The organism is Burkholderia sp. Ac-20353 (genome assembly GCF_017104785.1).
Lineage (GTDB): Bacteria > Pseudomonadota > Gammaproteobacteria > Burkholderiales > Burkholderiaceae > Burkholderia.
This window is the reverse complement of the sequence record NZ_JAAGPL010000011.1, coordinates 65,473-78,194: the sequence shown is the minus strand read 5'-3', so window position 1 is coordinate 78,194 and position 12,722 is coordinate 65,473. Positions and strand designations below refer to the sequence as shown.

The window sequence follows — 12,722 nt, the reverse complement described above, 5'->3', positions numbered from 1 at the left end:
TTCTACGGGGTTCAAGTCGACGTGCATCTACGGGTTCCGCGCGTCGATTCGCCATAGACATTGCTGGGCCTCACGGGATATCTGCGCTGTGGAGAAAGTCTTGCCCGACGGGGTTCTGGACGCGATCACGCCGCAGGCATCCAGGAACGCCAGTGCGAGGCCGGCCTTCACCGCGAAATTCATGTTCTGGGCATCCGGGACCGTTGACGTGACCATCCCGACGACCGCACTGGACGTATCGAACAAAGGGCTGCCACTCGATCCGGGCTGGATCGGGGCCGTGAACTGCAGCAGGCTCGCGTCGTTGTGCAGGCCGAACAGCGCGGAGACGCCACCCTGCGTGACGTGCACGCCCCCGCCGGCCAGGCCGGCCAGCGGGTAACCCATGGCGACGACCTGCTCGCCCAGGTCGCAGCCCGTGCCGTCCCTGAAAGAGACTTGCCTGAAGGCCGGCGCCCCCTGGACGCGCAGCAGCGCCAGATCGTTCCGGCGATCCACCACCACCGGCTCTGCGCGGTGGCGGCCCTCGAACGAAGCGATGTGGATTTCCTGCATGTCCTCGATGACATGCGCACAGGTGAGGATGTGCGTCGCGCTGACGGCGAAACCGGTGCCGGTGGCAGAGCGGCCTGAATCGGAAGAACGTGGGCGCCGATCGGGATGCGCGTCGTCGATGGCCAGCCCGATCCTGCGGCCGAGGGCGGAGAGTCCGTACGCAGAGCCTTCGGCCAACGCGCGGAACTTCCACTGCTGGTTTCGGCAGTAGAACTCGCCGATGATGATCGCTGATTCGCCGTTCCCGGAGAGGTTCAGGCTGAACTCGATCTGGTCGTCGATCTGCAGACGAACCGAGCGGAGTTCGCTCACCGGGCCGATGGCCGAGAAGGTGTACACGACCACGCAGACACGGTCGGCGCCGGCTGGAAGTGCGGAAAGGTTCAGTCGGCAGCCGATTCTCGCCTGGCTGCCGCTCCACGCCATCCAGCCTCGTTCGACCTGGAACAACGCCGCCTCCCCCTTGGGCTGACGCTTGTCGTCAACCGGGAGCAAAGCGACTGCAGCATATTCCCCGAAGGCCGAGGGGTTCGCGCATTCCAGCGTCCAGGAGCATTGAGGCGCCCCTAGAGCGGTGTTTGCGCCAGGCGCCAGCACCATCATCCCTGCTTCGCTCCTCGAATCAGAACCATACGGAATAAATTCATAAACCATACAAATACATTATGTACGGTAACACACTTAATGATTTTGTAAGAAAACGATTGGCCCGTCTTGACGGATCGCGCTACACCGCGCGCCGGTCTGCCCTGACGCTGAGCCAGGAAAAGGTCGGACTCGAAAGGGGACTCGAAAGGAGAGAAATTCGGCGTGATGTGTCCGAGCGGGCAGTGCCGGGGACAACCGCTCACATTGCCATTACCAATGTGAAATTCTGTGGCGGAACGACGGTGCGTGGCAGCAACGCGCAGGGTTTTCGCGCCCTTGCGTTGGCACCCGTATCTGCCATTCTGAATCGGATAAGGGACGCACTTTTGACGCGAGTGGCGCTAAAGCCAGGCGAGTGGCGCTTTCGGTACCTGAGTGCTGAAGTTGAATCGTCAGCGAGGAGGTCGTATGGAACTGCACATTCAATCACACCATTGGGAACGGCGCCTGCCCGACTGGCTCTCCGCTGCGGTGGCCGGTCTTGCGGGCGGTGCGTTGGTGATCGTGCTGGAATTCTTCTGGTCGACCATGGTGCTCCATGAAAGCCCGTGGCAACCGACCCACAAGATCGCGGCGATGGTGATGGGCCCGAGTGCGCTCGAACAGATGTCGCAATTCAGCTTTGGCATCGTGACGACGGCGCTGGTACTGCACTACGTGCTCGGCGCGATCATGGGGATGATACTCGGAGCGATCATTGCGCCTTTCCGCTTCGATTCGAGTGTGGCCATGGAGGCTGTCGTCGGGGTGGCCTTCGGGATCGCCGCGTATGTGTGGAACTTCCATGTGATGACGGCCGTGTTCCCATGGTTCGTCTCGGAGCGGGGTTCCGGCCCCTTGCTGGCAAACCTGCTGTTCGGCGTGGTCACCGCCATCGTCTACGGCATGCTGGCACGGCGCAGGCAGGACGCAATGCACTGACGCGCCGTTTTGCCTTTCATCGGAGCACGTGACGCCGCCATTCGCGCGATTCGCAAATGGGGCGCGCTCCCCGTTGCGCTGCCTTGCACGATGCAGGGGAGAGGACTACCTTTTCTTTAGGGCCGCTTACGACATTCGGCGAAGCGGCTCCAGCGAGTGACACGCAGCGAGGCGGCCCATGGCGCTTGCCATTGCCCTGATCCTGATCATCGTATTGGCGGTGGGGTTTCACTTTGCCAGTCCGTGGTGGATCACGCCGATCGCCTCGAACTGGGTGCGCATGGACGACATGCTGACGATCACGCTCGTCATTACCGGCGCATTCTTCATAGCGATCAACCTGTTCATCGTCGTCGCACTGGTGCGCTTCCGGCATCGCAGCGGTCATCGCGCAACTTACGAGCCGCACAACAAGCGCCTGGAATGGTGGCTGATCGGCCTGACCGCGGTCGGCGTGGCCGCGTTGCTGGCGCCGGGCCTGTTCGTCTACGCGGACTACATACGGCCGCCGCCCAACGTGCTGCAGATGGAAGTGCTCGGCCAGCAATGGCAATGGCGCTTCCGCTTTGCCGGCCCCGGCGGCAAGCTGGGCACGACGGACGTGCGCTACATCAGCAACGACAACCCGTTCGGCCTGAACCCCGGCGACCCCAACGGCCGCGACAACTACCTGATCGAGACGCCCGAGGTGCACCTGCCGCTGAACCAGCCGATCCAGGTGCTGACACGGTCGCGCGACGTGCTGCACGACTTCTACGTACCGCCGTTCCGCGCGCGCATGAACATGGTGCCCGGCATGGTGACCACCTTCTGGTTCACGCCGACCAAGGCAGGGCGCTACGACATCCTGTGCGCGCAGCTCTGTGGCATCGGGCACTCGAACATGCGCGGCGTGGTGGTGGTGGAAGACGATGCATCGTTCAAGCGCTGGCTCGCGCAGCAAAGCACGTTCGCGCAGCGGCAGCAGGCCCGCGTGCAGGCCGCATCCGCCGCCGCAGGCGGCAGCGCCCAGGCGCTTGCCGACCAGGGCAAGACGCTCGCCGCGGCCAAGGGCTGCGTCGCCTGCCATACCGTGGACGGCAGCCCGCGCGTGGGCCCGACCTGGAAAGGCCTGTACGGCAAGACCGAAGCGATGGCCGACGGCAGCACCGCGAAGGTGGACGAAGCCTACCTGCGCGCGTTCATCCGCGACCCGAAGGCCCGCGTCGTGAAGGGCTTCTCGCCGATCATGCCGACCTTCGACCTGAGCGAGCAGGAGCTGACCGCGCTGGTGACCTACATCGAATCGCTAGGCGGCCCGGCGGCCAGCACCGCAGCTCAACCCTAGCGTAGCCCCAAAGTAGCCCCACCCTGGCGAGCAGACGCAATGACCTACGCACACACCGACCACGCCCCGCAAAGCTTCTGGACCCGCTATGTGTGGAGCCAGGACCACAAGGTCATCGCCGTGCAGTATTCGCTGACGGCCATCGCCATCGGCCTGGTCGGCCTCGTGCTGTCGGACCTGATGCGGCTGCAGCTCGGCTTCCCGGGCAAGTTCAGTTTCATCGACGCCAACCATTACTACCAGTTCGTCACGATGCACGGGATGATCATGGTGATCTACCTGCTGACGGCGCTGTTCCTGGGCGGCTTCGGCAACTACCTGATCCCGCTGATGCTCGGTGCGCGCGACATGGTGTTCCCGTTTCTCAACATGCTGAGCTACTGGGTCTACCTGCTGGCCGTGCTGGTGCTGACGGCGAGCTTCTTCGTGCCGGGCGGGCCGACCGGCGCGGGCTGGACGCTGTATCCGCCGCAGGCGATCCTGCCGGGCACGCCGGGCGTCGAATGGGGCATCGTGCTGATGCTGGTGTCGCTGGCGATCTTCATCGTCGCGGCGACGATGGGCGGCCTGAATTACGTGACCACCACGCTGCAGGCGCGCACGCGCGGCATGACGCTGATGCGCATGCCGCTCACGGTGTGGGGCATCTTCATCGCGACCATCATGGCGCTGCTGGCGTTTCCGGCGCTATTCGTGTCGGCGGTGATGATGCTGCTCGACAGGACCCTCGGCACCAGCTTCTTCGTGCCGGCCGTCGTGTCGATGGGGCAGACGCTCACGCATGCCGGCGGCAGCCCGCTGCTGTTCCAGCACCTGTTCTGGTTCTTCGGACATCCGGAGGTCTACATCGTCGCGCTGCCGGCCTTCGGCATCGTGTCGGACCTCATCAGCACGCACGCGCGCAAGAACATCTTCGGCTACAAGATGATGGTGTGGGCCATCATCATCATCGGCGCGTTGAGCTTCGTGGTCTGGGCGCACCACATGTTCATCGCCGGCATGAATCCGTACTTCGGCTTCTTCTTTGCCACCACCACGCTGATCATCGCCGTCCCGACCGCCCTCAAGGTCTACAACTGGGTGCTGACGCTGTGGCGCGGCGATATCCACCTGACCGTGCCGATGCTGTTTGCGATCGGCTTCGTCAGCACCTTCGTGCTGGGCGGGCTGACGGGGCTCTACCTCGGCAACGTGAGCGTGGACATTCCGCTGTCGAACACGTACTTCGTGGTCGCGCACTTCCATATGGTGATGGCCGTGTCGCCGATCCTCGTGGTGTTTGGCGGCCTCTACCACTGGTATCCGAAGGTGACGGGCCGCATGCTCAACGACACGCTCGGGCGCGCGCACTTCTGGGTTACCTTCGTCGGCACCTATGCGATCTACTTCCCGATGCACTATCTCGGCATCCTGGGCATGCCGCGGCGGTATTACGCGTATGACGGCTACAGCTTCATTCCGCATTCGGCGCAGACGCTCAACACGTTCATCACCGTCGTTGCGCTGATCGTCGCGGTGGCGCAGTTGCTGTTCCTGTTCAACCTGGCGTGGAGCCTCACGCACGGCAAGCGTGCCGACGGCAACCCGTGGCGGGCCACCACACTGGAATGGCAGACGCCGCAAACGCCGCCCGTGCACGGCAACTGGGGCGCCGCGCCGCCCGTCGTCTACCGCTGGGCGTACGAATACAGCCCGCCGGGACAAGAGGAAGACTTCGTCCCGCAAAACCAGCCACCCGCGACGGCGCCTGAAGCGGCCCACCCGACGCTACAATCCGGCGAGGCACGCGAATGACCACCCTGCCACGCCCGTTCGGCCCTGGCGCGCCACCCGTCTTGCCGAATGCGAGCCGCATCGGCCTGATCGTCTTCATGGCGGTCGCGACGACGTTGTTTTCACTGCTGCTGCTCGCGTATGGAATGCGCATGCGCGAGCCCGACTGGCAGCCGATCCCGCATCCGGTGCTGCTCTGGTGGAACACCGGCGCGCTGGTGCTGGCGAGCATTGCGATGCAGCGTGCGCGGCAGATGACCTTGCATCGCGCCGCGTGGCTCGTGTCCGGCGGTGTGCTGGCGGCCGTGTTCGTGATCGGCCAACTGACCGCGTGGCACATTCTGTCGGCGGCCGGGCAGACCGTCACCGTCAATCCGTCCAACAGCTTCCTCTACCTGCTCACCGGTCTGCACGGGTTGCACGTGCTGGGCGGGCTGGTGGCCTGGGCCGTGACGATCGCGCATCTGCAGCGCGCGGACCCGTTCCGCGCGCAGCGCGCGATCGTGCTGTGCGCGATCTACTGGCATTTCCTGCTGGCTGTCTGGCTCGTGCTGCTGGCGGCGATGTGGTGGATCACCCCTGAGATCGTCGCTGCCATCTGCGGGCCGCTGTATGGAGCCGCGCCATGACCTCGCCCACGCTCCCCACCGGCTCCGCTGGCGAGTCTGCCGCCGAATCGGCTTCCGAATCCGCCGCCGAATCTGCTTCCATCGCGCCCGCCGACGCCGGACCCGACGGCTGGCGCGGCATCGTCACGGATTGGTCGGCCGACCGCGAAGCCTTCAAGGTGCCGTGGGGCAAGGCGATGATGTGGATCTTCCTGCTGTCGGACACCTTCGTCTTCAGCAGCTTCCTGATCGGCTACATGACGGTGCGCATCTCGACCACGGCGCCGTGGCCGGACACGTCGAAGGTGTTCGGGCTTACTGTGGGCGGCCTGGATGTGCCCTTGCTGCTGATCGCGATCATGACGTTCATCCTGATCACCAGCAGCGGCACGATGGCGATGGCCGTCAACTTCGGCTACCGGCGCAACGCCAGGCGCGCCGGCGCACTGTTGCTGGCGACCGCGCTGCTGGGCGCGACCTTCGTGTCGATGCAGGCCCTCGAATGGACCAAGCTGATCGTGCACGAAGGCATCCGCCCGTGGGGCAATCCGCTGGGCGCGGCGCAGTTTGGCGCGTGCTTCTTCACGATCACCGGGTTCCACGGTTTTCATGTGACCTGCGGCGTGATCTACCTGCTGCTGATCGCACGCAAGATCCGGCAACCGGGGTTCACCGAGCACGGCAACTTCCAGATCGTCGAGATCGCCGGCTTGTACTGGCACTTCGTCGACCTCGTGTGGGTGTTCATCTTTGCGCTGTTCTATTTGTGGTGAGTCAGACCATGGACCACACCGATCCCGCCCATCGACCCGACGCCGCGCACGGCCAGCAGCATCCGATCGGCCTCTACCTGAAGATCTGGGGCCTGCTGTTCCTGCTGAGCACGATGTCGTACCTGGTCGATTACTTCCATGTGCAGGGGCTGCTGCGCTGGGTGCTGATCGTCGTGCTGATGATCGCCAAGGCCGGGCTGATCGTGTCGATTTTCATGCACATGCTGTGGGAGCGGCTGGCGCTGGTCTACGCGATCCTGATTCCGCCGCTGTGCCTGCTGGTGCTGATGGTGCTGATGGCCGCCGAAGCGCATCACACGTTCGGCATGCGGGAGCTGTTCTTTCACTGACGCATCTCGGGAACGTGATCATGGCTCACGATCTTCCCGTGCACAGGCGGTCAACATGCCGTGCAGCGTCTTGATGGTCGGCACTCGCCGGTCAGACACACCGTCGCGATCCAGATGCAATGCATGCATGCCGGATTGGCGGGCACCTTCGTAGTCTGCGTCGAAGGTATCGCCAACCATCACGATCTGGTCGGGCGACAAATCGAGCATCTGCGATGCCGCCGTGAAAATTGCCGAATCCGGCTTCAAGGATCCAACCGAAAACGACCATGCATAGGCGTCAAGGTCGAACGGCAATAATCGTAGCAGCGGCTCGGCATAAGGCTGAGCCAGGTTGGAAACAACACCCAGCCGAAGGCCACTGGCACGCAGATGCGTGAGCACTTCGGAAACTTCCTCGAAGAGTTCGATACTGGCCAATTCGGCAACCAGATCGTCTTCCAGCTCATCGAGATCCAGACCATCTACGTCGAATTCCCGTGCGGCTTCGCGCAGATTGAACGGTCGCGTCATCACGAGATCGCGCGCTCGTTGGCGATCCGGGCTCGCATTGACCAGTTTCGCAAACGGCCGCCGCTTGTCGCGAATTTCGCAAAGCGTGCCGTATGCATCGAACAGAACACCTTTGACATCCACCCCATTCCCCCCGGCGATTGACCTGCCTCTGCTCTCGCACCACGCGTACAAAAAGCTCAGGCGCTCGTTTCGGAATTCTCTTGTCGTGCGCTCTGCGCAGGTGCTGCCAAAAATGACGCACCAGCGTTTTCCAGCCAGATACGAAAACTCCGTGGACAAGAGAATGTAAGCATGGCGGTCAATGTATCAGTTCGAGCCCTTTTTTGAGAAGGGATTCACGAACCACTCGCCGCAGTTGGTGGGCAGCGCGGAGGCAATACGAGGGAAGGCGTGCCTTAACGCTCTCCGGAGCCACATTTTTGCAAACCAGCAGGTATGTAGGTTCGCAAAATATGTGGCCTCGCAGGCCCATGCGAATCAATGATTTAGCCACCTTTTCTGCGAATTTCTCCGCGCAGCCGTTGCAGAAAAGGTGGCCTTTCCCTATAAATTTTGCAGAAAAGTTGACCTCTGCAGAGAGCACGTCAGACATTCTCTAAAAAATCAAAGACTTGCAGTAGGTCCTGAGCAGTGTGACCATCGCCCGGGCGGTGTCCCCCTCAGACGAGGTCGAGGTCGAGGTCACCTAAGTTCAGTTAGATCGGATTTGAAGAGAATGAAGGTGTCCGTTTGCAAGACAATCAGGGCCCGAATCATGCTCAGAAGCTTGCTCGGTGAGCAGGATTTCGTCTTTCTGGATCAACTTTATCGTCTGTCATCGCATTTCGCCGACGCGGCTCGGTTTTTGTTGGATCGCGCCATCTCCCTCCCGAAAGAAATGCCTCCGCTGATCCAAGCCCCTGCCGCTCCGCGGCGTTCTTCGCCGCACGTATTGCGGCGTCGAAATTTTCTTCGGTCGCGACGTGGGTTCGATCAACGTTCACGACCCACCTGTCAAACATGTAGCGCCATCGAATCCGGCGCTCCTCGAGAAGCGCCGAAAACCAACGCCAGATTGACGCATCTTCCGCATTGGCCGCCGCCGCTGCGTCGAGGCGAACTCGTTCCATCGCGCCCATATTCGTCACCCCGGATCCGAACATCACCAGCAAGAAGGCCTCGCAAAAAAACCGTTACGCCAGTTGTGCCACCAGTTCAGGGATCTCCGAGAACAGATCGCCAACGAGGCCGTAATCGGCCACGCTGAAGATCGGTGCTTCGGGATCCTTGTTGATCGCGACGATCACCTTCGAATCCTTCATGCCGGCCAGGTGCTGGATCGCACCCGAGATGCCGACCGCGATGTACAGCTGCGGTGCGACGATCTTGCCGGTCTGGCCGACCTGGTAGTCGTTCGGCACGTAGCCGGCGTCGACTGCCGCGCGCGATGCGCCCAGCGCCGCGCTCAGCTTGTCCGCCAGCGGCTCCAGCACCAACGCGAAGTTCTCGCCGCTGCCCAGACCGCGGCCGCCCGATACGATGATGCTTGCCGACGTCAGTTCCGGACGGTCCAGCTTCGTCACTTCACGGCTGACGAACTGCGACTTGCCTGCGTCGGCCGCTGCTTCGATCTTCTCGACCGCTGCGCTGCCGCCTTCAGCCGCCACCGGGTCGAAGCCCGTCGCACGCACCGTGATCACCTTGATCGCGTCGCTCGACTGCACCGTCGCGATCGCGTTGCCTGCGTAGATCGGGCGCTCGAACGTGTCGGCCGAATCGACCGCCGTGATGTCCGAAATCTGCGCGACGTCCAGCTTCGCGGCGATGCGCGGCGCGATGTTCTTGCCGTAGGCCGTTGCCGGCGCGAGGATGTGCGAATAGTCCTTCGCGATGTTCAGCGCGGTCGCTTCGACGTTTTCCGCGAGGCCCGCTTCGAGTTGCGGCGCGTCGGCCAGGAGTACCTTCGACACACCTGCGATCTTCGCTGCTGCGTCCGCTGCCGCTTGTGCATTGTGGCCCGCGACCAGCACGTGAATGTCGCCACCGATCTTCGCTGCCGCTGCCACGGTGTTCAGCGTCGCCGCCTTGATCGACGCGTTGTCGTGTTCCGCAATCACCAGAATCGTCATTTCTCTGCGCTCCCTCTTACAGTACCTTGGCTTCGGTCTTCAGCTTCTCGACCAGCGTCTTCACATCCGGCACCTTCACGCCGGCTGCGCGCTTCGGCGGTTCGACCACCTTCAGCGTCTTCAGACGCGGTGCGACGTCCACGCCGAGGTCTTCCGGCTTCACGGTCTCGAGCGGCTTCTTCTTCGCCTTCATGATGTTCGGCAACGTGACGTAGCGCGGCTCGTTCAGGCGCAGGTCGGTCGTCACGACCGCCGGCAGCGTCAGCGACAGCGTTTCCGCGCCGCCGTCGATTTCACGCGCGACCGTGGCCTTGCCGTCGGCGATCGTCACCTTCGACGCGAACGTCGCTTGCGGCAGACCGGCCAGCGCAGCCAGCATCTGCCCCGTCTGGTTCGAATCGTCGTCGATCGCCTGCTTGCCGAGGATCACCAGCTGCGGCTGCTCCTTGTCGACCAGCGCCTTCAGGATCTTCGCGACGGCGAGCGGCTCGACGCCGTCGTTCGACTCGACGAGGATCGCGCGATCCGCGCCGATCGCCAGCGCCGTACGCAGCGTTTCCTGCGCTTGCGCGACGCCGACCGACACCGCGATCACTTCGGTCGCCACGCCCGCTTCCTTCAGGCGCACCGCTTCTTCCACCGCGATTTCGTCGAACGGGTTCATCGACATCTTCACGTTTGCGATGTCGACGCCCGTGTTGTCCGACTTCACGCGGACCTTCACGTTGTAATCGACCACTCTTTTCACTGGCACCAGAATTTTCATCACATGTCCTCGAAAGATTCTAGTCAGCAGTGTGCATATCGAACGATCCTGCTGGAATTCAAGATTCTGAAACAGGGCCTTCAAACCCTTCGAATTCGTCGATCCAACGTACATCCGAAGCTTGCCAGACGGGGAGTTACCCCACGTTAACTGGAGGTTAAACGCCCATTACGCAATCGCAAATTGAGTTTGGGGTATTGCTACGGCACGCTTGTCTCATCCGCAAACGCAGTGCATATCGGCGCATGCCGGTCACGCGATATCCCTTTATCTACTCTCGACGTCAACCGTCCAGCCCATCATGTCAGCTAACTGGCCCGATACCATCTTCGAGCATTTCAAATCCTCCGACGTACGCCAGGTCGCGTACGTGCCCGACGCCGGCCACAAGCGCCTCATCGAGCTTTGCGAAGGCGATTCCGACATTCACGCCGTATCCCTGACCACCGAAGAAGAAGGCGTTGCCATGATGGGTGGCGCCTGGGTCGGCGGACAACGTGGCGTGCTGCTGCTGCAATCGAGCGGCGTCGGCAACTGCATCAACATGCTGTCGCTGCAGCACGAGTGCCGAATGCCGATTCTGATGCTCGTCACGATGCGTGGCGAGTGGGGCGAGTTCAACCCGTGGCAAGTCGCGATGGGCAAATCGACCCAGGAAGCCCTGGAATCCGCCGGCGTCTATGTGTACCGCGCGGACGATGCCGACGAAGTAGCCCCGACCGTCCAGGCAGCGCTGAATTTCGCATTCAATACGTCGCGTATGGTGGCCGTACTGATCGGCCAGCGCGTGATCGGCACGAAGAACTTCAAAAAGTGAGCATCGACATGACGCAACAGACCACTCCCCTGAACCGCCGGACGGCCGTTCAGCGCATCCTTCGCGATCGCGCGGATCGCGTACTGGCCGTCACGAGCCTCGGCAACCCGACCTTCGACGTTGCCGCCGCCGGCGACACGCCGCAAAACTTCTATCTCTGGGGTGCGATGGGCGGCGCCGTGACGTTCGGGCTCGGCATCGCACGCGCACAACCGTCCAAGCGTGTCGTGGTGTTCGTGGGCGACGGCGAAATGATGATGGGCCTCGGCTCACTGGCGACCGTCGGCGTCGATCGCCCGTCCAATCTGTCGATCGTCGTGATCGACAACGGTCACTATGCCGAAACCGGCATGCAGCCCGCACATGCCGGACGAGGCGTCGACGTCACGGCTGTCGCACGGGCAGCCTGCATCGAAAACGCACGCACGATCACGACGGAAGCGCAACTCGACGATTTCGTCGACGCCATCCTGAACGGTGACGGTCCGGTACTCGCAACCGTCAAGGTCAGCACCGACCCGGCTCCGGTGTGCCTGCCGCCGCGCGACGGCCCTTATCTGCGCAGCCGCTTCCGCGAAGCGCTGCTCGGGTCCGCCGCACACGCAAGCCAATAAGGCTCTTACGCCGGCAGATCGCCGTGCACGAAGGGTTCCGCCCACTGCGGAACCCTTTTTTCCATTCCTGGACGTCGCCTATCGTCCCGGTACAATCGGCATCCGGTTCCCTTTTTGCCCAGAGTCCGCATGCCGTCCCAAACCGACAAAGACATGCTCGTCGCGCTGATCAGACAGTTGGATCGCCATCCGGAGCTGCTGGAGCGAGTCTTCGATTGCCTCCCCGACGTTCTCTATTACGTCAAGGACGCCAATGCGCGCTATCTGTCCGTCAACCAGACGCTGATCGATCGAAGCGGCCTTGCACGCGACGACGTCATCGGCAAGACAGCAGACCAACTCTTTCCCGTGACCGGCGCAAGCACCGTCGCACAGGACTTGTCCGTCATCGAAAACAAGTCGCCGATCGTTGACCGACTTCGTCTGTACTCGACCGGCATCGGTCACAAATACTGGTGTCTCAGTTCGAAGTTTCCAATCATCGACGAGAATGAAAGCGGCATCGGCATGATCGGTGTCTCCCGCGACCTGCCGCGCCCCGATGAGCGCCATCACGGATACCGGCGGCTTTTCGACTTTCTTGCCTATCTGGAACAGCACCTGAGTCAGAACATCCTCATCACGGAGGCGGCCGATCATGCATCGATCTCGGTCGACACGCTCGAGCGCCTGACACGCGAAGTATTCCACCTGACACCGAAGCAGCTACTGATGAAGATGCGAATCGATCACGCATGCAAGCTGCTCGAAACCACCGATCACAGCATTACCGAAATTGCAGCCAGCTGCGGTTACGCGGACCATAGCGCGTTTACACGCCAGTTCAAGCTAGCCACGCATCTGACCCCGCGGCAGTATCGCGATGCCCGCGGACGTGGCCTTCACCCGGCCTGACGGCAACAACATCGCCCCCCCAAAGAGAACGCGCCGGACACCATAACGGTGA

Annotated in this window: 14 protein-coding genes; 9 read left to right on the top strand and 5 right to left on the bottom strand. The window is 62.3% G+C overall.

The window, feature by feature from the left end:
- Positions 1-27: 27 nt before the first annotated feature.
- Positions 28-1,158 (bottom strand): trypsin-like peptidase domain-containing protein, encoded by a 1,131-nt coding sequence (locus G3N94_RS05390; RefSeq protein ID WP_205791064.1) that lies wholly within the window; start codon positions 1,156-1,158, stop codon positions 28-30.
- 453 nt (positions 1,159-1,611) lie between these two features.
- Here G3N94_RS05390 and G3N94_RS05385 point away from each other — a divergent pair, with 453 nt between their 5' ends.
- The 6 genes from G3N94_RS05385 (at position 1,612) to G3N94_RS05360 (ending at position 6,955) form a co-directional block, all read left to right on the top strand.
- Positions 1,612-2,124: a hypothetical protein gene (locus tag G3N94_RS05385; RefSeq protein WP_205791063.1), complete on the top strand. Its 513-nt coding sequence runs from the start codon at positions 1,612-1,614 to the stop codon at positions 2,122-2,124.
- A gap of 178 nt (positions 2,125-2,302) precedes the next feature.
- Positions 2,303-3,451: a c-type cytochrome gene (locus G3N94_RS05380; protein ID WP_205791062.1), complete on the top strand. Its 1,149-nt coding sequence runs from the start codon at positions 2,303-2,305 to the stop codon at positions 3,449-3,451.
- A gap of 39 nt (positions 3,452-3,490) precedes the next feature.
- Positions 3,491-5,245: a cytochrome c oxidase subunit I gene (gene ctaD, locus G3N94_RS05375; protein WP_205791061.1), complete on the top strand. Its 1,755-nt coding sequence runs from the start codon at positions 3,491-3,493 to the stop codon at positions 5,243-5,245.
- Positions 5,242-5,853 (top strand): cytochrome c oxidase subunit 3, encoded by a 612-nt coding sequence (locus tag G3N94_RS05370; RefSeq protein ID WP_205791060.1) that lies wholly within the window; start codon positions 5,242-5,244, stop codon positions 5,851-5,853. The genes ctaD and G3N94_RS05370 overlap by 4 nt, the downstream gene beginning before the upstream one ends.
- Positions 5,850-6,605, top strand: coding sequence for a heme-copper oxidase subunit III family protein (locus G3N94_RS05365; RefSeq protein ID WP_205791059.1), 756 nt, complete (start codon positions 5,850-5,852; stop codon positions 6,603-6,605). The genes G3N94_RS05370 and G3N94_RS05365 overlap by 4 nt, the downstream gene beginning before the upstream one ends.
- An 8-nt stretch (positions 6,606-6,613) precedes the next feature.
- Entirely contained in the window at positions 6,614-6,955 is a 342-nt protein-coding gene (locus G3N94_RS05360) for a cytochrome C oxidase subunit IV family protein (protein WP_205791058.1), read from the top strand.
- A gap of 18 nt (positions 6,956-6,973) precedes the next feature.
- Here the strand turns inward: G3N94_RS05360 and G3N94_RS05355 are convergent, their stop codons facing one another.
- The 4 genes from G3N94_RS05355 to G3N94_RS05340 all read right to left on the bottom strand — a co-directional run bounded on the left by G3N94_RS05355 (position 6,974) and on the right by G3N94_RS05340 (position 10,345).
- Entirely contained in the window at positions 6,974-7,591 is a 618-nt protein-coding gene (locus tag G3N94_RS05355) for an HAD-IA family hydrolase (RefSeq protein ID WP_205791057.1), read from the bottom strand.
- A 638-nt stretch (positions 7,592-8,229) separates the two neighbouring features.
- Positions 8,230-8,622 carry a hypothetical protein gene (locus G3N94_RS42210; RefSeq protein ID WP_241021607.1) on the bottom strand — a complete coding sequence of 131 codons (393 nt, stop codon included), beginning with the start codon at positions 8,620-8,622 and terminating at the stop codon, positions 8,230-8,232.
- A gap of 21 nt (positions 8,623-8,643) precedes the next feature.
- Positions 8,644-9,579, bottom strand: coding sequence for an electron transfer flavoprotein subunit alpha/FixB family protein (locus G3N94_RS05345; RefSeq protein WP_205791056.1), 936 nt, complete (start codon positions 9,577-9,579; stop codon positions 8,644-8,646).
- A 16-nt stretch (positions 9,580-9,595) separates the two neighbouring features.
- On the bottom strand, positions 9,596-10,345 hold the full coding sequence (locus tag G3N94_RS05340) for an electron transfer flavoprotein subunit beta/FixA family protein (protein ID WP_205791055.1): 750 nt from the start codon (positions 10,343-10,345) through the stop codon (positions 9,596-9,598).
- A 301-nt stretch (positions 10,346-10,646) separates the two neighbouring features.
- On the opposite strand from G3N94_RS05340, the gene G3N94_RS05335 reads away from it, so the two are divergent.
- From G3N94_RS05335 to G3N94_RS05325, 3 genes are all read left to right on the top strand, one after another.
- The gene (locus G3N94_RS05335) at positions 10,647-11,162 is read left to right on the top strand and encodes a thiamine pyrophosphate-binding protein (protein ID WP_124617616.1); all 516 of its coding nucleotides are present in this window, start codon (positions 10,647-10,649) and stop codon (positions 11,160-11,162) included.
- A gap of 8 nt (positions 11,163-11,170) precedes the next feature.
- The gene (locus G3N94_RS05330; RefSeq protein WP_205791054.1) at positions 11,171-11,776 is read left to right on the top strand and encodes a thiamine pyrophosphate-dependent enzyme; all 606 of its coding nucleotides are present in this window, start codon (positions 11,171-11,173) and stop codon (positions 11,774-11,776) included.
- A 129-nt stretch (positions 11,777-11,905) separates the two neighbouring features.
- Positions 11,906-12,670, top strand: coding sequence for a helix-turn-helix domain-containing protein (locus G3N94_RS05325; RefSeq protein ID WP_205791053.1), 765 nt, complete (start codon positions 11,906-11,908; stop codon positions 12,668-12,670).
- The last annotated feature ends 52 nt before the right edge of the window (positions 12,671-12,722 follow it).